Below are 20,612 nucleotides of genomic sequence, written 5' to 3' on the forward strand. Positions count from 1 at the left end.
CCAGTGGCCACATCCCATTTTTTTCACTAAATTCCGGGTATAATCCTGATGCCTTGAAAAGAAGCCTTTTTCTGTTATGCTGTTTGTATTCCTTGCTATCACACGCCCAACAGCCATTGACCCGCAGCACCACCCGCAGTGCGCATGCTTATGTATATCAACTCAGCGACCAGGAAGCCAGGGAAATATTTCAATGGCGGCATAAAAAACGTACCTGGGCACAGGAAAAATATCTACACACGCTGCAAACGTCCTATCCCCAGGACAGCCTGTTTCCCACTGTGCCACCCGGCAACTACCTGGTGGTAAATGCCAATAAAAATGAAATGCAATATACCTTTCAGCCGGTACATAACCTCCATTTCAAACTGGTATCCAACGATCACGATCTCGCTATATTACTGCACGACAACCAGGGCGCCATCATCTCCAATGCACAGGTACAGGTAGGGGGTCATAGCATTCCCTGGGATGAAGCTACCCACACCTACCGCCTGCCAAAATCGACCAGCGCCGGCACGGTAACCATACGCCATAACCAGGTGCTGAACCTATTTGAACTGGCCAATAATCGGCAGGCCAGTAAAACACCCTGGTGGAAAAGGCTCCTGCCACATCACAAACAGCGCCCCTATAGTCCCCGCCCGGAAGACGCCGACTTCTATGTAACCACGCCCTCCGAAGCGCACTATAAAGGTTTCATGGCATTCAGCAAACCTAGATACAAACCCCATGATACGGTACGTCTCAAAACATTTATTACCCGGAAAGATGGACGGCTGGTAAGCACTCCCTTATTGCTCCGGCTCTCCTGCCGAAACACCCTGGATACCATCCTTACGGTGATCAATCCTTACCGGCCTGGTGGTTATGACTACGAATTTGTACTAAACGACAGCCTCGATCTCGACCTGGATGATAAATACCTTATTACCCTGGAAACACTGGCCAGCCGGAAATATGCGCTCGACAATAATGAAACAGACCTGGACGATGATGCTTACGCCGCCAAAAGAAATGTATTGATGCGGGGCATCTTTGAGTATGAAGAGTATGATCTGAAAAGCATCCATTTCACTTCCCGTACCGACCATAACGAACATACCCGTGGCATGCCCTTGTCGCTGTACCTGAAAGCTACTGATGAAAACGGACTCCCTGTCATGGACGGGCGGGTAGTCATCACCGTTACTCCCAATACAGTCCGCCAGTATCATGCGCCGTTTGTTTTCATTCCTGAAACGCTCTGGACACATGAAACCACACTGGATATGACCGGCGAAACCAAGGTAACCCTTCCGGACAGCATCTTTCCGGCGGCTACCTTTTCCTATAATATCGCGACGCTGTTTCTTAACAGCAACAATGAATCGCAACACAGCAGTAATTATATAGATTATTTATTCGAGCCTGATGATATCCGTTTTTCCCAAACGGCCGACAGTATATCCATTTCGTTTAACCGTGCAGGTAAGGTAAAAACAATGCCGGCTATCCTGCGGTTAGTCAATGCTTCAGGAGATACCATCCGCAGGTTGTCACTGATGCTCCCAACCAGCGTCCCTATCCAGCCATTTGCAGCCACCTACCTCGTCACAGCCGGCAGCGTAAGCAGGAAATACAGTATTGCCCGCAATGACGCCAGGATCACGGCAAATAATTTCCGCACCCGCGATTCTGTATTTATTTCCATCAACAACCCATCGAAATTATCTTTCTGGTATAGCATCTTCGCCGACAACAAACTGGTAGACAAGGGCTATAGCCGGCAGTTGTCGTGGAAGGCCGCCAGTACCACCCCCCGGTATTATTCTGTAAGCATTCAATACATCCTGAATGACCAGGTGCAACGTGAGAACTTTTACATACCGTATGCCGACAAGCAATTACAGGTAAACATTAATAGTCCGCTGGCCATTTATCCCGGCCAGACTTCCCGTATAGGCGTTACCGTAAAAGATATGGAGGGGCACCCTGTGAAAGACGCCGATGTAACCGCTTACGCCATTACCGGCAAATTCAGCGACTACCAGATGCCTGTTGCGCCCTACCTGGGCCAGGTGTATAGCCTGAGGAAAAAGTACAGCCTGCAACGCCTTGTCAACAACAGACGGGCGTTGACTACCCGGCTGATCAGCTGGGAAAGATGGAAAAATGACATGGCGTTGGACAGTATCACCTATTACCGCTTCCTCTACTCAACCGGCATTTATTACAATACCGCGCCGGTAGTGTCGGGGGTTACGCAACTGGCGCCCTTTATCCGGGAAAACAATACCCTCCAGGCGCCGGTAATGGTGACCATCGATGAACAACCGGTATATTTCGACCAGGCCGGCCAGAGCAGTGCTTATAGCTTTGCGGTAAGTCCGGGTAAACACCGGATAGAACTTCGCACCAGGGATAAACGTATCATCATAGACAGCATTGAGGCCGTTGGTGGGATGAAGACCTTCGTCAGTATTCCGGGAGACGAACCGAATGCCCGGATACGGGTAGAAAAAATGTCGCCTACCCTCACCCCTGCAGAACAAATTACCTGGAGGCGATATTTCGTTCCATTTGAACTAAACGGAAATACCAACTATACGTATATTCGCCAGGGCGACAATATCTATTGGTTCAGGAGTAATAACTATGGCAGTCAAACCGTGCTGGCAGGCCCGTTGTACGTGTCTGAGGCCGAATATGTTGTAAAAGGCAACTTCTCCCAGCCTTTCCAGCCCGAGCCAGGTTATACCTTTAGCATCCAGAAAGGGTTGGTCAGGGAAAAAGAGATACCCTCCCAACGTTACCGCTCTTTCTTTCATGCAAAAGCATGGGAGCAGCCCCCGTTTTATGACGAAGTATTCACCACACAGGAGATCGATACCAGCTGGAAAAATGAGCTGGGGAGGACTACTATCGGCCATCCCATTTACCCCGACCACAGCTATCAAGGCAGCAGATATGACCTGCAAATAGCGCCCGACACCTGTTTACCAGAGAAAGAAATCAGGCAGCTCTTTCTTTACCGCTACGATAACCCTTCCTTTGTTGCCCTCTATCCTAAAACTACCCGGCGTTTTACGGGGCTGGAACCCGGTTACTATCGCCTGCTGGTACTGCATTACAACAACCGCTACTATGTTGCGGATAGCCTGGAGGTAAGAGAAGGCGGGGACACCTATTACAAATTACAGGGACATAAAATAGTATTTAACGACAGCGTGAGCACGGCATTGCACCAGGCCATCCTCGACTGGCCTTCCAACCAGCCAACCCCTATTGAACAAAAAGTAGATTTCAATACGGCATTCAACCAGCAATACCTTACCAGCAGCAGCTTTACCAGGACCGTATATGGCGTGGTTACAGATAAAAAACTGCATACTCCCCTGCCAGGCGTAACAGTGAAACTGAAAGGTACCAACACAGGTGTTGCTACCGATGCAAAGGGTTTCTTCCGGTTGCCGGTCACCGAAAAAGGGATACTCGTTTTCAGCTTTATAGGTTACAACAGTGAGGAGGTATCCCTAAAAAACCAGGAGTATTTCGATGTGAGAATGGAGGCCAGGGAGCAACATCTGTTGGAATCGGTAGTAGTGAAAGGTTATAGTACTATAAAGAAAAATAACCTCACTGCGTCTGTCTCCGTGGTCACTGAGTCGCTTCAAGGCTATGTAGCCGGTGTTAATATAAGAGGTATTGCAGCGGATAGTACTCGGTTGCCATTAATCATTATAGACGGAATTCCCTATGAAGGGAATCTGAAAAGCCTGCCACCGGATCAGATCAAAAACATGACGGTGCTGAAAGATGCTGCTGCCACAGCAATTTATGGCGCCAGGGCGGCCAATGGCGTAATTATTATCACCAGCAGTAAAGCGGGCGCACTAGCCGCGTTGAATCATGAGGAAGGCTTACCTGCAGGCAATTCCATCCGCACCCACTTCCGGGACGATGCCTTCTGGCAACCACGGTTACGTACCAACGAAAAAGGTGAAGCCAGCTTTAAGGTTACCTTCCCGGATGATATTACCAGCTGGAAGACCTACGCCCTGGCGTATACCGACCAACGGCAAACCGGTGCCGCCGAGGCACAGATTAAAGCGTTTAAACCCCTGAGTGCTAACCTGTCTCTCCCAACATTTGCTATCGCAGGTGATAGCATCCATATTATCGGTAAAATATTAAACTACGGGAGAGATAGCAGTACGGTCAGTCGCAGCTTTTACGCCAATCATCGTCTCGTGGAACAACATAACATCGGGGTACAAAACAGTTATATAGATACCTTCCCGATCACCATACCGGCTGGCGACAGCGCCTCCTTTCAATATACTATTCATACCAGCGGCGACTATTTCGATGGCGAGTACCGGGCCATCCCAATAATACCAGCCGGCGTGAAAGAAACAAATGGCGTCTTTGCCACACTGCCCGGCGACACCGCCTTTACCTTTACAGCCAGCGATACGGGCGCTATCCACATTTATGCCAATACCTCCCTGCTGCCGGTATTATTGGAAGAAACAGACTACCTGGAACGCTACGAATACCTCTGCAATGAACAGATGGCTTCCAAACTCACCGGCCTGCTCCTGGAAAAGCAAGCCCGCCGGTTGCTGAAGCAACCGTTTGATAAAGACCGGAAAATCCGTCAGCTTATCTCCGACCTGCAGGGAAATAGAAATAAGGACGGAAACTGGGGATGGTGGCATAAAGGCACAACGGAATACTGGATCTCCCAACATGTACTCCAAGCCTTTCTGCTGGCGGAACAACAGGGATTTTCCGTTAGCCTGGATAAATCCGCGTTGATCAGCTACCAGGTATTTCTGCTCAACAGTGCGGCCTATACTGATAAAATCACCCTGCTCGAAACCCTGCATATGCTGGGGGCAAAATTAAACTACTCCAATTACCTGGATACATTGAAAGCACCGAAAAATAACATGTACGATCAGTATCGCCTGCTATACCTGAAACAACGTACAGGCATTACCGTTAAAACGGATTCGCTCCTGGCGTACCGTCAAACGACTATGATGGGCAACAGTTACTGGGGCGAGGAAAGTTACCAGTTCTTTAATAACAGTATACAAATCACCTTGCTGGCCTATAAAATATTGAGGGCAGCAGGCGGACAGGAACAGCTATTACACAGCATCCGCAACTGGTTCCTGGAAAAAAGGCGCAGTGGTAACTGGCGCAATACTTACGAGTCGGCCAGCATCCTGGCCACCATTATGCCGGATGTACTACAGGCAGGAGAACAACGCCCGGCTACCTTGCAGGTAAATGGGCAAGCGGTCACTCAATTTCCGTACAACCATACTTTGCCCGGCGGTCAATCAGTACAGGTAACTAAAAGTGGCGGCGCTACCGTTTATTTCAGCGCCTGGCAACAACACTGGAATCCGGCGCCATTGCCGGCCAGCCACGAGTTCAGCGTTAGCAGCAAATTTATGCAGGAAGGTAAAAACGTGGGGCAGCTCACCGCCGGCAAACGAGTACAGCTCACCGTAGAAGTTGAAGTAAAGGCAGATGCCGATTATGTCATGGTGGAAATACCTATTCCTGCCGGCTGTTCTTATGAAGAAAAAAGCGGCAGCTGGACAAACAATGAGGTACACCGCGAACATTTCAAAGACAAGGTGAGCATCTTCTGTAACCAGCTTAACAAGGGCAGGTATACTTTCCAGGTGTCGCTGATGCCCCGGTATACCGGCCGTTATCACCTGAACCCGGCCAAAGCGGAAATGATGTATTTCCCGGTATTCTTTGGCAGAACAGGCCTGACGCAGATCAACATCGCAGGAGCAAAAAAGTAAGCGGCTTTCCTCCCACAAATGGTTTATTTAACGTATATTAATAGGAACACCAATTAAACCGTTCCGCGATGAAAACAATCCACCAATGGCTGGATGACTACGGTACCAGTCACCGTAACCCAACCAACAAACTGATTCACTGGATCTGTGTACCCGCTATCTTTTTCAGCATTGTTGGCTTCCTGTATGCGGTGCAGATACCCGGCATATCCTTTATGTACCTAACATTGGCGCATATCGCCTTGTTGGCGGTCATCCTTTACTACCTGCGACTTTCCGCCTCATTAGCAGCTGGTATGTTGTTGATTGGTATTATATGCCTGTGGTTGTGGCGCATGATTGCCGCCACCGGGCTGGCTACCTGGCAGGTGGCACTGGTTATTTTTGTGCTGGCCTGGATTGGCCAGTTTATAGGCCATAAAATAGAAGGCGCCAAACCGTCCTTCTTCAAGGACTTGCAATTCCTCCTGATAGGTCCGGCCTGGCTGCTGAGTTTTATTTATAAAAGAGCGGGCATACCGTTGTAGCGCTGATCCTGAAGCTAGCCGCAGAAATTATCTCCATAAAAACTATCCCAAAAAAAACAAAAGCCCCGATTAAAATCGGGGCTTATTTACCTAAACCTACAACTGTTACACTGTTATTGCAACAATATTTTTATGTCGAAAACTGTTCCGTTAGTGCACGGCTGACGGATCCAGTTTAGCCGCTTTCTTAGCTTTTACCATCAGTACAAATGGTACGCAGATCAGGAACATCAGTCCCAGGTACAGGAATACATCCATATAGGATAATATCGCCGCCTGTTTGGTGATGCTGTAATCCAGCAATTTATAACCACTGCCGAGGGCTTTGTCTGCATCCATACCTTTGGCTGCGAAGCTGTGTGCCAGGCCATTTACCCGGTTTATTACATCGGGGTTGTTGGTATCCAGCTTAGCTACCAGGTCATTGCGGTGCAGCATATTCTGGCGGGCCATAAAGGTAGTGATCAATGCCACCCCGAATGAACCTCCCAGCTGGCGCATCATACCGGTGAAGGCTGCCCCCTGACCAATCTGCTGCCCCTTGAGGCCGGAGAGAGATAAGGTAGTAATAGGAATGAAGAGCAGTCCCATACCCACACCGCGTACAATCAGCATCCAGAAGAACGCATCTGCACCGGTATCTGCGGGGGTAATAATTTTATATCCCCAGAAGCAGAAGCCAAAGAACAGGAACATACCGGCGGCTACCAGGTATTGCTGAGGCACCCCTTTCTCCAGCAGCTTACCAATCAATGGCATCATAAAGGCCGTGGTCAGTGCTGCGGGGATCATGAGCATACCCGACTGGGTAGCAGTCCATCCCAACGATCCCTGTGTATACAACGGGATAATAAAGGTAGATCCGTATAACCCGAAGCCCATGATAAATGACAGTATTGTACCTACCCGAAGATTACCATCTTTCAATACCCGCAGCTCTACGATGGGATTAGGCGTAGTCAACTCTCTCCAGATAAAGAAGAAAAGCGACGATGCGCTGATCACCGTCAACAGGGTGATGGTTGGATCATTAAACCAGTCGTCTTCCTGTCCGCGTTCCAGCACAAACTGCAGGGAACCTACCATGACGGCCAAAAGGCCTATACCAAGGAAGTCGATTTCGCTGATGGACTTCTTCTTGCCGTATTTAGGGCTGCGTACGAACTGCAGGGTGAGCAGGGTGGCAATAACGCCAATAGGAATGTTAATGTAAAAAATGTATGGCCAGGAATAGTTATCTGTAATGTAACCACCGAGCGGGGGGCCTAAAGTAGGACCGATAATTACCCCTAAGCCGTAAATAGCCTGGGCAATACCGCGCTTTTCGGGCGGATAACTTTCCGTGATAATTGTTTGAGAGGTTACCAGCAATGCACCTCCTCCAAGACCCTGTATGAAGCGGAATAAGATCAGTTCCACCATGGTGGTGGAGTTACCGCAAAGGAAGGAGGAAACGGTGAATATGATAATAGACGCCGCAAAATAGTTACGGCGACCGAACTGTTGGGATAACCAACTGGTCATCGGTACAATGATTACGTTACCGATAGCGTAGGCGGTGATCACCCATCCGATTTCACTCAGCGTAGCACCCATATTACCACGCATGTCATTCAACGCCACATTTACGATAGTGGTATCCACTATCTCCAGCAAGGCGCAGAAAATAGCAGTGATCGTAATGATCACCCTGCGCGAGCCGTATTCTATCAATGATTCTTGTTGCATGCAGCAGTTTATATTTTGAATGAGGACAACGTTGCCCGGAGTTAATAATTAATGCCGATAAGTACCTGCCTGTTGAATTAGTCTTTGCTGTTGGTATTGCCTGTCATTAGTCTTTGCATGGTTTCCATTAATTATTAACTCCGGATAAGTTGCTATTCATGTATATGATTAGTTAAGGTGCACGTCTACCAGTACGTTCATACCCGGGCGCAACTGTTTAACCAGTTCATCGTTAGGGTTGTCGAACTCAATTTTTACCGGTAAGCGTTGTACCACTTTTACGAAGTTACCAGAAGCGTTATCCGCAGGCAGCAGTGCAAATTTAGAACCGGTAGCCGGCGAGAAGGAAGTGACTTTAGCTTCCAGCGCCTTTTCAGGATAAGCATCGATATGTACGGTTACTTTCTGGCCCAGTTTCATTTTATCCAGCTGTGTTTCTTTGAAGTTGGCCACTACCCATGGAGTAGTGCTCAGTACTACGCTGAAAAGAGACTGACCGGCAGACACGAACTGACCAGGTTGTACAAATATTTTTGATAACACCCCATCTTCCGGAGCTGTGATCACGGTGTAAGAGAGGTTCAGTTTAGCATCGGCTACGTCGGTTTCACGTTGTTTGATACCAGCGTTGGCGATGTTGATTTGTTTGGAAGTAGCGCCGCTTTGGGAAGACACTACATTTGTTTGACGTGCAGCAGCTGCTTTTTGTTTAGCCAATACGTCCAGCTGACGTTCAGCAGTTTGTTTGGCAGCAGAGGCCTGTTCAAATTCCTGTTGTGTGATAGAGTGATCTTTAATCAGGTTGCTGTAGCGTTCGAAATCCTGGCTGGCTCTCCAAAGATTTACTTTGGCTGCAGCAATCTGTGCGTCGATCGTACCTATCTGTGCTTCTGCAGTGCTGATACCGGCCTGCGCAGCAGCGGTAGAAGCTTCAGCAGCGCCCAGGTTTGCCTGTGCAGTATACAGTCCGTTTTCCGCCTGTTGTACTTTGAGGGCCAGGTCGCGGTCATCCAGGATCACGAGGGTATCTCCTTTCTTTACCAGCTGGTTATCTTTTACCCTTACTTCTTTCACGTAACCGGATACACGTGGTATTACCGGGCTTACATTCGCATCAATCTGCGCATTATCTGTTTCCTCATGGTGTAAGGAGTGAATATATTTGGTGACACCAAAAGCACCACCACCAATTACCAGCGCAGCCAGCACTATGATAAACCCTTTGCTTCTCTTTTTAGGCGCGGTTGTTTCCTGCATATTTATATTGTTAGTAGGTTTTGTTTGTGTTTGCGTTTCCACGGCTTTGATATTTTTTGGTTTGTGCGTATTATTTGTTGTTGGATTCCAGTATGCCTGCTGCCTGTAACAGTTTGTTGTAAGCTACCAGTGCATCTGCCTTCGCATAAGCGTAGTTGAGGTGCGACTGTAGATTTGCCACATCGGCATCCAACAGATCTGTTGTAGTAGCCAGGTTATTGTCGTGCTTATTCTTCGTAATCCGGTAATTTTCTTCTGACTGCTCAATCGCCTTTATATAAGTGTCCATTTTCTTATGGCTCAGGAGATAGTTTTCGTAAGACTGGTAAACGTCCATATGAATACCGTCAATGAGCTTGGCCTGGTTAGCCTGTACCTCTGCCAGTTGTGCTTTTGCACCGGCTACCTTGGACCCTGTTTTCCAGAGGGAAGACAAGTTGTATTTCAGTCCTACCCCGCCGGTAACCGCATTGGTAATGGTAACCACGTTAGGGATATAGGCAGCTATATAACCACCGGTAACAGCCAGGGAAGGAAAATACTCTCCTTTTGCTCCTTTCACACCAGCGTTGGCTGCTTTCTCCCGCGCTCCCAAAGCCTGGGCATCTTTCCGGTTCTGGTAAGCCAGTTGCTCAAACTCTGCCTCTCCGCGTCCGTCTACGTTGTTATCTACCTTGAATATGGTGCTGTCTACCTGCAACAGGGTGTTGTCTGGTAATCCCAGCATAATGTTCATGTTGAGATTGGCAATTTTGAGATTGTTCTGTGCGTCCATCAATGCCAGCTGGTAGTTAGACTGCTGCAACTCTGCTTTTAAAAGGTCGTTGCGCGCCAGTAATCCATTCTGTTCTTTGTTGGAAAACTCTTTCACTCTTTGATCCGAAGTTTTAATATTTTCTTCTACCAGTGTCACGGCTGCTTTAGCTTTATACAGGTTACTGTAGGCAGCAATGGTGTTTTGAATGATCTCTTCTTTGTCTTTATCAACGTCCAGTTTGGCCGCCTGCTCCAGGTACCGGGCAGATTCTTTACCACTTTGTATAATACCGCCGGCAAAAATGGGGATGGATACATTGGCCATACCATATGCCGCAGAATTTACTTTAGGACTGGATCCTCCGCTGCTACCACCATTGTCACTACCCGTCTTCAGCTTCAGATCTATATTAGGTTGGGTAAGGCGGAGGTAAGAACCGGAAACACTTACATCCGGTAATTGGCGTTCATTGGCTGTTTTCAGTGAGGCAGTGGCTTCAGCAACTCTGGCCTGGCTCACTCTTAATTGTTTGCTGTTTTGTATACTCAGCGATATGGCTTCATTTAACGAAAGCGGTTTTATGCTCTGTTGTGCGGATGCTGTCTGGTAGAAAAAAGTCAGCAGGATTCCCGATGCAAGCGCATATAATCGTGTGTATATGCTTTTAGAATTCATGTGTTAGGATTGCTTTGAACAATTTTTTTAAATGGGTACTTACCCTTTTTTTGACATATTCCCGGAATTCATCATCATTCATTACCGTTGCCGGGGCACTTTTCTTTAGTATATGTTGAGCAGGTATTACCTGGTGAATAGTCCCGAATAATGTGGTCATCAACATTTCCACGTCTACATCCTTATAAAAGATGCCTGCCTCCTGTGCCTGGGTAACGATGGGCTGCATTAACCCCAGCATCTCTCCTTTCAGTTCCCAGATCAGGTCCCTTACCGGGCTTGCCTGGCTGTTCAGCTGCTCGCGGCTCATAATACACTGGAAGTATTGCTCTCCCAGCATCTTATTGATAAACCGGTCGATCAGGCTGTTGATTTTCTCCAGGGGCTCCATCGTATTGTTCTCCAATAACTCATTGATGAACTTACGGGAAGCCTCCATTCTATATCTGAAAATAGTTTCCAGCAGTTTGTCCTTCGATCCGAAATAATAGGAGATCATGGCAATATTCACGTCCGCCTCCTGTGCTATGTCCCTTACCGATGTGCCATGAAAGCCCTGATCGGCAAATAGCCGCTCTGCAACCTTTAAAATCGCGAGCTGTTTTTCACTATACTCTTCCATGTTCCTTTTTTAGATTTGACAAAGCAAAGTTAAACAAACGTTTAATTTAAACAAGCGTTTATTTAATCGACTGTTTAAATTTTATTTAATCATATCTATATTTAATTATTAATCAAATAACAATGAAAAAACTTTAAGCTCTTTTTAAGTTTTGTTAACAAGAAGGTAATCCTGGATGACAAAAAATGCCTCGGATGCCCCTGCAAATCAACCCGAACAAGGCGCTGTTTTCCCGTTAAGGAAACCTTAAAATGAGCACAAACTACCGGCGTATAACAACTGGAAATCCACGGAATGGACAGAGAGGACTAAAATAAAAAGGGCTGGCGTCAGATAGCGGAAAGCAAAAGCGGATAGCATAAAGCTATTGAAGCGAATGACCAATGCGATTTTTAATATTCGCAAAGATCACTCGCTTCAATAGCTTTATGCTATCCGCTTTTGCTTTCCGCTTACTTCAGTGAATTAATCCACATCGCAATCTTGGTTGCATCGGCTTGTGGCACCTGCGGTAAAGGAGGCATTGGCGTTGCATAGCCAGGCCAGTTTTCCGGCTTAGGATTCTTAATCAGTGTCAGGATTTTGGCTACAGAGTAATTTCTCTTTGCCACTTCCCGGAAGCCCGGACCTACCTGCTTCTTATCAGGATTATGACAGGAAGAACAGGTGTATTTATTCAGTAAAGGCTTGATTTGCTCATAGGTCAGCGCTTTTGCAGCAGCAGGAGCTGCTTCCTTCGCAGCGGCCTTCGCTTCTGCAGCCTTGGTAGCGGCCGGCTTAATAGCGGAGTTTTTGGTGCTCAGCGCAGATACCGGCAGCTTGGCGCCATCAGGAATATTGTTCAGCGTATAGTATACATCCGGATGTACGAGGGAATAAGCATTCTCCTGCGCACGGATACCATTCAGGCTCAGTTTGTGGATGTAATACTGGCGCAGTCCATCTATCACCAGGCGCACCTTCATACCATCGGGCGATACCTGTACTCCTTTAATCGTCAGTTTCTCTGTATTAACGGTTGGACTTCCATACACCGGGTGATACTTATAGATAAAGCTTTCTACATTGTAAGAAGCAATATCTTCTGCATATTTTTTATCGATGGGCTGTGTAAAGGTGATTTCAAAACCATCGGGCTGGGCGCTAACCGTTCTCATTTCAAACGGTACGCGGTTGTTCCACACCAGGCGTTGAAGCCCTTGGTTGGCATCGCCGGCAGAACCCCATCCACGATTGGTTTCACCTACAAAGAGGGAGCCGTCTTTGCCCCAGGCCAGGCGCAGTACGCCGGATTGGAAACCGCTTCTGAAATCCCAGGCAGCACCCTGGTACTCACCATTTACTTTTTCCAGGTATACGCGCATGATCTTACTCTGCCCCTGGTCGCCGATCAGTACCTGTTTGGCAAAAGGACCAAATACGCCTTCAGGAATGGTGGTGAGCTGTGAGTTGGAAACCCCTAACACACCGTGTGGCAACCATACGGCTGGCAACTGTAATTCGGGGAAATATTTCTTCATATCAAACAGCGTCACAAACTTTTCGTTTTCTACGTTTTCCGGTTTGATAGCACGGCCATTGGCATCTTTGCGGAAACGGGGATCTACCTTGGCATACAGCGCTTCGGTGGTGAGTTTTACCGGTGAATTGGGCAAGCCTGTCCAGCGCAAACCAGCAGGGTGTCCTACGAAGCTACCTTTCTTTACGTGGGTAAGTCCACCGGAGCCCATCCAGTCACCCTGATTGTCGGTATAAAACAGTTCGCCATCGATAGTACCCAAACCGCAGGGAGAACGGAAACCGGTAGCCCAGGGTTCCATTTTACCGTCTTCGGTGATGTGCATCATCCAGCCTCTCCAGGGTACGCGGCTTTCACCACGCCACCACTCTTCATCGCCAAAGGCAACGTTGCCGGATACGAAGAAAGAGCCGTCTGGTCCCAGTACCGGGCCAAAGCTGTACTCATGGTAATGACCGGATAACGGCCAGGCATATACGGTTTCGAACTTGTCTATTTTACCGTCCATGTTGGTGTCGGTCATTTTGGTCAGTTCGCCGCGTTGTGCGCAGTACAGGGATCCGTTCTTGTAAGCCAGTCCCAGTACTTCATGCAGTCCGGAAGCCACTTTCCTGAAATAGGGTTGCTTGCTGGTAGGATTTTCCACGATGAAGATATCGCCGCGGCGGGTAGCCACGCCCAGGTCGCCATTAGGCAGGGTACATAAACCACCTACTTCGAGCAGGGTACCTTCCGGGGAGCTGATACGTGCAATACGGAAAAAGTCTTCCTCCTTGGGCGACTCCTGTGCCTGTACCCCGGTGATAGCAGTAGTCATCAGCAACATGCCGGCGGCAATTCCTGCTGTAATTCTTTTATAATTCAGTTTCATAATAGTCATTAGTATTGCTGCTTAGAAGATAACCGCATAACCTGTTTTAGCCTGTACCGGCATAATCAGTTCTGCGCGGCCATTCTGGTTGCGGATGATGGCATTCGCTTTGGTATCGTCCATCTTCACGTAATAAGATTTATCGCCGATCACATACATACCAGGGGCTACCTGCTCTATATTATCTGCCACGGCTATACGCAGATACAGATCAGCCGCAGGCTGTGCAACCGTTACGGTACGGTGGATACCCTGGTTTTCCGGCAATACGCTGATATCATCTGTTACCGCGGTACCATACACCTGGTATTGGAAAGTAGGTTTACCTGTTTCGTCGAGTGTATAACCGGCAGGACGATAACCGGTACCAGTTGTATCATTGGTCCATGCCGCATCTTTACCCGACAGCTTTTCGATGGCTAATGCCACCTGCGGGGTGAGCACTTGTACGGTACCCATAGGGCGGGAAGAACCGTCGCCACGGTCGTGCCACATCGGGGTGGTATTGAGGAATTCGCCACGCCATACCTGTACCGGCTGGCCATTATCCATATCATAGGTGTAATGCACTTTAGCAGGACTCCCTACAGAAACGGCGTGTACCACGCGTTTGCCGGGGATATCCATAAAGCTGCGCAAAACCGTGTTTTCGTTCGCCGTTACCAGGATTGGATCGGTAATATCATCTGCTGGTACGTTGGCATCGCTGATCACAAATTCCCGGATACCTGCTTCTTTCACCGCCAATGTCAGGGAAGCCTTAGCCCAGTCGGTAGTTTTGCCATACAGCACTTCCACGGCGTGGTTGCCCGGTTCCAGGCTCACATTTCCATGGCCATCCCAACCGCGGGGAGTGATCACCGGCTTGTTATCTATTTTCAGGGCGCCCGGACCACCGGAGGTATGGAGGTTGAATCCATAATCTCCTGCTTTTTTCACTACCAGGGTAGCGGTATAGCGCACCACAAATTCATTGTCAGGCAGACCGTTGATGTTGGAGGTCAGTTGCGCGGAAGTACCGGTAGTTGCCGGTTTCAGCGTATTAAAATCCGGTTCTTTGTCGAAGCGACCTTTATATACACTATACTTCACGTCCTGCAGCTCGGGGCGGGGCGCGTTATAGTTATTGACTACGATATTTCTAAAGGCTACGGTACCATGATCGCCCTGGATCCGGAGCGGGCCTTCCGCTACTTCATTATTTTGTACCGCACCGCGGGTGGGGCCCGACAGTACCACGTTTTCATGAATGGTAACGCCATTCAGCACCAGCTTGAGGATCACGGCATCGGCAATTTTATTACCGGCAGCATCGAAGCGGGGCGCCTGGAAAGATATTTTCATGTGCTGCCATAAACCTGGCGCACGACTTACATTCTGGCGGGGTGCATGTCCATCATATCCTTGCTGACCGGCAGGCTGGCTGTCGTTCCAGCGTTCGTAAACACCACCGTTGTCGGAAGCCCGGGGAGCAGCGGTGCCCCAGCTGTCGAGCAACTGGATTTCATACCTGCCCTGTAAATAAATACCGGAGTTAGACCCTTTAGACATGAGGTAGTCCAGCTCCAGATCGAGATCACCATGTTGCCAGTTGCTGAAAAGATCCTGCCCATGCGTGTTTTTCGCAGGCAGGTTCACCAGGATACCGGTTCCTTCCGTTGTTTGCAATACATTCTGTTGCTGCAGGTCTGCTTTAACGCCACCGGCTATACGCCAATTGGCTGCTGGTTGCTGAAAAGCAGATAAATCAGCTAATGGCAGTTTGTTCTGGGCCATCAACTGCTGACAGCTGCCAATACTTAACATCAATACCAAAGTTCTCCGGTCGTACACACGTAACTGTTTCAACTTTGGACGGAACTTGTTCCATCTAAGCATAGATCTGGATTTTTTTAAAGAGTTTACATTGTTTGCTAAATGCATTTAGCTTCCTAGCCACCGCATTAGTTTTTTTATATGGGCAATTCCCAAAATGATTTTAATGAAAATTTGAATTTCAACTATTTGCTTGCTAAACTAATAACGTGGAACACCGCTAAACCTACAACAAGGCAACAAAATAGAAATTAATTGTAAAAAAGTAAGTAGCAGGGGTTAAAAAATTACACCAGCGGTAAAAAAGGAGCTACGAACAAACAACGCCCGTCGCGAAAAGAAATTAGGTGGTTAATTCTTAAAATATTTTAAAAAGAAAGAGAGGGGGAAGTAAGTTACTTCCCTCCTCTTTCCTATGATAAATAGTTACTACAATTTTAAGCCAAAGGTTTCCAGCTGCAACCGGGTGCTGTCATAATCCCGGTGGCAAATACCGTTAATACCCAAGCCATTGGCTACATCTACAAACATAGACCGGTCTTCCAGGTACACTACTTCCGCCGGCCTCACCTGGGCAATGTCCAGCGCTATCTTATAGATATCGGCATCTGGCTTCCGCAGGTGTACAAAACAGGAAGAGATATAAAAATCAACGAAGCGGCTGATGTTAAAGTGATGAATACGGTGTTCATTCAGCTCCCTCCCTTCATTATTCACGATGGCAATCTTCAACTGGTATTTGGCTTTCAGGGCAGTCACCATTTCCAGCATATCGGGATATGGTGCAGACTGTGCGTACATAAAATCGCGGAACTGTTTGCGGGTAAAGCTGCGGTCTTCATAAAAAATGACCCGGTTCAGGTATTCATCCAACGTAAGCTTCCCTTCTTCATAAGTGTCAAAAGTAAGGTGATGCCGCTCTTCTGTTTCCAGGGCATCCAGTCCAAACGTTTGTACGGCCAGTTTACGGGCAGCCCTGTCCCATCCGTTCGTGAGCAATACGCCACCAATATCCAGGAAAAGGGTGGTAATCGGGGTAATCTTATCCATCTCAATAAAAATTTATGCTGCAATAAAAATAAGGCTATCCTTGCAATAAAAGTACAACATGCAAATACGTACGGCCACCCTTCAGGATACCGGTCAGCTGAAAAGCCTGTACCAGGGGACTATTATGCATATCAACAGCCGCCATTACAACCCGGAGCAGGTCCGGGCCTGGGCAGCCAGGGGGGAGAGGATTGCTTCCCTGGAAAATAAAATTAAAGAGCAATACTTCTATGTAGCGGTGACGCCGGAAGATACCATTACCGGTTTTGCTTCTGTGGAAGCCGATGGGGAACTGGATATGATGTTTGTACATAAAGATTTCCAGGGCCTGGGGATTGCCGGGCTGCTCATCCGGCGGATATTTGAAAAAGCCAGGGAACTGGGTTTGCCTTCCCTCACATCCTATGTAAGTATTACCGCCCGCCCTTTTTTTGAGAAGATGGGGTTTAAAGTAGTGGAAACGCGGCAGGTAGATTTGGGAGAAGTATCACTGACTAACTACAAGATGATAAAATCACTGGAACCAGGACAATAAAAAACAGGCTATCTCCACTGCGGACATAGCCTGTCTTTTGTGATTTACTTTTTGCTTTTCTTATCTTTCATTTCTGTTACATAACCGTTAAAATTCATCGGCGATCTGTCGTAACTGGTTACCTGCAGAGAGGCATATCCTTCGCTGGATACAGTTAAGTTCATGGCCTGCACCGACTTATTGTCCTTCGGTTTGATGGTCACATTCCAGCCATCTTTTTTGCCTGGTGTGATCTTATACTCAAACGACTTCGTTTTGAAGTCCAGCGGCGATTTGGTAGCACCATAATCGGCTGTATAGGCGCGGCCAAAGAACGGGAGATAGCTGACCACCGAATCGGCTGTCACGGCCAGGTTATAATCTGGTGTGATGTTCCTGGACCGGCCACTCATCGGGAGCGCTGTTTGCGCCACGAATATATAACTCTGGGCGTCCATCCAGGATTTCACCTGTGCTATTTTTTCAGCTTTTTTCTGTGCTTTGGTTTCCTGTGCCCGGGCGGGTTGTAATAGGGCAAGGGTAAGGAATATCGTTGCGGTAAACAAAAGGTACCTTTTCATATTATATGATTTTAATGTACTGAACAGCGCTAATATCGTACCATAACAGCAGGCTCACATTTTTGTTCAACGCTTCCCGGGTATATTGTATTTTTAGGGACTGATGATTAAATCCGGAAACATGCCTAACCCTTATATTTCTCTACTGAAAACCGCCTGGAAATATGCCCGCCGGGAGCGTAAGAAGTACCTGTTCATTTATGCGTTGTTCTTCATGGCCAACGTCATTTTTTCGTTGAATCCTGTGCTGTTTGGCTGGTTCGTAGGCAAGGTACAGCAAGATTCCCCTCACCTGCCCCGGTATGTATTGCTCTTTGCCGGCGGCTACTTCGGGATCAAATTCCTGGAGTGGTGTTTCCATGGCCCTGCCAGGATCATGGAAAGACAAGTAGCCTTTAACCTGAGCCGCAACTTCCTCCAGGAAAGATACCACCAGGCCCTCCATTTGCCGGTAAAATGGCACCAGGATAACCACAGCGGATCGGTGATTAACCGTATCCGCAAAGCCTATGAGGCGCTGAAAGAATTTTTCGAAAGAGGATTTATGTACCTGCATGCGCTCTGTAAGCTCCTGTTTTCGATGGTGGCCATGCTATACTTCTCTCCCCTGTATGGAGCCATTGGTATTGCCCTGGGCGTTACCTGCATATGGCTGGTACTGCGGTTTGACCGCCCTTTTATCAAAACGCTGAACGAGGTCAATGAACAGGAACACCTGGTATCGGCTACGCTGTTTGACAGCCTTTCTAATATTATGACTGTGATTACCCTGCGGCTCGAGAAAAGTATGGAAAACGGGCTGCTGGCCAAAGTACAGCGTATCTGGCCCCCGTTTAAGAAAAATACTGTGATCAATGAATGGAAGTGGTTTGTAGCAGAGATGATGATTACGCTGATCTATTGCGTCATTGCTATCGGCTATTGTTTCCAGCACTGGGTGCCGGGACAAGTATTCCAGGTAGCGGGACTGGTGATGCTGCTGGGCTATGTGAACCAGTTTACCAGTGTATTCCAGGATGTGGCCTGGCAATACACCGATATCGTGCAATACAATACTGCCGTAGAAACGGCGCGTAATATCAGCGACGCCTATACGCTGCAGCACCGGGCAGATACAGCGCCAGAGCTGCCGGCCAGCTGGCAGTCCATTACCCTGGAAAAACTGAGCTTTTCGCACCTGGCTGCCTACGATGAGGCACATGCCCCGCAAAGCCTGCATGAACTGCATCTTCATATAGAAAAAGGACACAAAATTGCGCTCATTGGGGAAAGCGGCAGCGGAAAAAGCACACTGCTGGCTATTTTACGTGGATTATATGAGCCGGAGCAAAGCACCGTGCTGCAGGTCGACGGAGAGCCGTTCCCGTTAGGCTCCCTGAATGAAAGTGTGACCCTGTTTCCGCAGGAGCCTGAAATATTTGAGAACACCATTGAATATAATGTCACACTGGGCCTTCCCTTTTCCGAAGCCGAGGTGCTGGCGGTCTGCAACAGCGCTCATTTCATGGACGTAGTGGACATGCTGCCCCAGGGGCTGGCTTCAGATATCCGGGAAAAAGGCGTGAACTTATCCGGTGGGCAAAAGCAGCGGCTGGCATTGGCGCGGGGTATACTGGCGGCGCGCGACAGCCAGGTGATCCTGCTGGACGAACCTACCAGCAGTGTAGATCCTAAAACAGAAGCGATGATTTATGGAAAGATGTTCCAGGCATTTCAGGATAAAGCCATTATTTCTGCTATGCACCGCCTGCACCTGCTTCCGCAGTTCGATTATATTTACGTGCTGCGTCGCGGACGTATCGCAGCGGAGGGTACTTTCGACACGCTGCGCCAGCAAAGCATGATATTCCAGGAATTATGGAGGCACCAGGAAAACAAATCATAGCAACAGGCGCTAACGGGCGCCTGTTGATCGATACACCGTATTATTATTTTTTATTATCTTTGGCACCTACCGATGCCACCGTGCTTTCATCCTATGCAACGTTCTCTCCCAGGAGCTATTACTATACTATGAAAGCCTATGCAACCAATTTCGCTGAATGATTTGCGGCGTAAAGTGAAGATCAGCCAGGAGCCGGATGATATCATTACCGGTATTGGCTATAATCTTTCCTCGCTCACGAGGGACGAGCGTTCTGAACTGCTCTGCGATTTGCTGGAAAACCAGGAAATATTTTTTGAAGCGGCGGAACTCCTGATAGAAGAAGGTGGTGCAGATATCCATTATAAAAAAGAAGGGGTCATTCCCATTATATTTTGCGCCGTAGGCGCCAACAAACCTACGGCGGTATTGTATGCCATCAAAAAAGGGGCGCGCCTGGTGGTCGACAACCCCGATTACCTCTTTGCCATCGCCTATATCTTCAAACATCACCGGCTGGCCGCTATCACGGACATGCTGATGATCCTGATTGAACACAATATTCATTTCAATTTTGTGCTGGCCAGCCTGGACACCCCATTGCTGCTGGCAGTGCGGCATAACAATAACCGGGAGGTGATACAGTTCCTGTTGGGAGAAGATGTAGATAAGTATGTATATGATGAAGATGGATTTACCGCCATACACTATGTCCCCTTTGCCAAAGCCCCTCATCTTTATAAAGACATGATCACCTGTATGGCAGATATACAGGTAAAACCCAAATTTTCCACGAGCATGGAACCCGTGTTTGAGTGTGTGATCAAAGTGAGTGAGCATCATACTTTCGAGGAATTTATTTACGAGGCCCTCAATGCTTTCCTGGAGAACCGGCACCGTATGTACGATGATATCTTTGAGAAATATTATTACCGCCTGCACCTGATTGCAGAGCATATCTCCCATATCCGCTCCGGTACGGATGAGTATCAGCCCGCAAATTAATTTGCAACATA

13 protein-coding genes are annotated in these 20,612 nt (G+C 48.0%); 5 read left to right on the plus strand and 8 right to left on the minus strand.

Going from position 1 to position 20,612, the window contains the following annotated elements; all coding sequences use genetic code 11:
- Positions 1-53 precede the first annotated feature (53 nt).
- Both HGH91_RS26275 and HGH91_RS26280 read left to right on the plus strand, forming a co-directional pair.
- The gene (locus HGH91_RS26275; protein WP_168741978.1) at positions 54-5,816 is read left to right on the plus strand and encodes an alpha-2-macroglobulin family protein; all 5,763 of its coding nucleotides are present in this window, start codon (positions 54-56) and stop codon (positions 5,814-5,816) included.
- 68 nt (positions 5,817-5,884) lie between these two features.
- Positions 5,885-6,343, plus strand: coding sequence for a DUF962 domain-containing protein (locus HGH91_RS26280; protein ID WP_168741979.1), 459 nt, complete (start codon positions 5,885-5,887; stop codon positions 6,341-6,343).
- Positions 6,344-6,493: 150 nt separating this feature from the next.
- Here the strand turns inward: HGH91_RS26280 and HGH91_RS26285 are convergent, their stop codons facing one another.
- From HGH91_RS26285 to HGH91_RS26315, 7 genes are all read right to left on the minus strand, one after another.
- Complete coding sequence (locus HGH91_RS26285) at positions 6,494-8,071, minus strand: DHA2 family efflux MFS transporter permease subunit (protein WP_168741980.1); 1,578 nt, start codon at positions 8,069-8,071, stop codon at positions 6,494-6,496.
- Between the two features lie 168 nt (positions 8,072-8,239).
- Positions 8,240-9,328, minus strand: a complete 1,089-nt coding sequence (locus HGH91_RS26290) for an HlyD family secretion protein (protein ID WP_168741981.1) — start codon at positions 9,326-9,328, stop codon at positions 8,240-8,242.
- A 70-nt stretch (positions 9,329-9,398) separates the two neighbouring features.
- Positions 9,399-10,760: a TolC family protein gene (locus tag HGH91_RS26295; protein ID WP_168741983.1), complete on the minus strand. Its 1,362-nt coding sequence runs from the start codon at positions 10,758-10,760 to the stop codon at positions 9,399-9,401.
- Complete coding sequence (locus HGH91_RS26300) at positions 10,750-11,382, minus strand: TetR/AcrR family transcriptional regulator (protein WP_168741985.1); 633 nt, start codon at positions 11,380-11,382, stop codon at positions 10,750-10,752. Before HGH91_RS26300 ends, HGH91_RS26295 begins: the two co-directional genes overlap by 11 nt.
- Positions 11,383-11,834: 452 nt before the next feature.
- Positions 11,835-13,772, minus strand: a complete 1,938-nt coding sequence (locus HGH91_RS26305) for a hypothetical protein (protein ID WP_211092437.1) — start codon at positions 13,770-13,772, stop codon at positions 11,835-11,837.
- Positions 13,773-13,793: 21 nt separating this feature from the next.
- On the minus strand, positions 13,794-15,650 hold the full coding sequence (locus HGH91_RS26310) for a DUF1080 domain-containing protein (protein WP_168741987.1): 1,857 nt from the start codon (positions 15,648-15,650) through the stop codon (positions 13,794-13,796).
- 366 nt (positions 15,651-16,016) lie between these two features.
- Positions 16,017-16,637 (minus strand): HAD family hydrolase, encoded by a 621-nt coding sequence (locus HGH91_RS26315; RefSeq protein WP_168741989.1) that lies wholly within the window; start codon positions 16,635-16,637, stop codon positions 16,017-16,019.
- A gap of 58 nt (positions 16,638-16,695) precedes the next feature.
- Here HGH91_RS26315 and HGH91_RS26320 point away from each other — a divergent pair, with 58 nt between their 5' ends.
- Entirely contained in the window at positions 16,696-17,172 is a 477-nt protein-coding gene (locus HGH91_RS26320) for a GNAT family N-acetyltransferase (RefSeq protein ID WP_168741991.1), read from the plus strand.
- A 44-nt stretch (positions 17,173-17,216) separates the two neighbouring features.
- Here the strand turns inward: HGH91_RS26320 and HGH91_RS26325 are convergent, their stop codons facing one another.
- The gene (locus HGH91_RS26325; protein WP_168741993.1) at positions 17,217-17,732 is read right to left on the minus strand and encodes a DUF4251 domain-containing protein; all 516 of its coding nucleotides are present in this window, start codon (positions 17,730-17,732) and stop codon (positions 17,217-17,219) included.
- A 121-nt stretch (positions 17,733-17,853) separates the two neighbouring features.
- On the opposite strand from HGH91_RS26325, the gene HGH91_RS26330 reads away from it, so the two are divergent.
- Positions 17,854-19,617 carry an ABC transporter ATP-binding protein gene (locus tag HGH91_RS26330; RefSeq protein WP_168741995.1) on the plus strand — a complete coding sequence of 588 codons (1,764 nt, stop codon included), beginning with the start codon at positions 17,854-17,856 and terminating at the stop codon, positions 19,615-19,617.
- A 138-nt stretch (positions 19,618-19,755) separates the two neighbouring features.
- Positions 19,756-20,601 (plus strand): ankyrin repeat domain-containing protein, encoded by an 846-nt coding sequence (locus HGH91_RS26335; RefSeq protein WP_168741996.1) that lies wholly within the window; start codon positions 19,756-19,758, stop codon positions 20,599-20,601.
- The last annotated feature ends 11 nt before the right edge of the window (positions 20,602-20,612 follow it).

Source organism: Chitinophaga eiseniae (genome assembly GCF_012641265.1).
In the GTDB taxonomy this organism is placed as follows: Bacteria; Bacteroidota; Bacteroidia; order Chitinophagales; family Chitinophagaceae; genus Chitinophaga; species Chitinophaga eiseniae_A.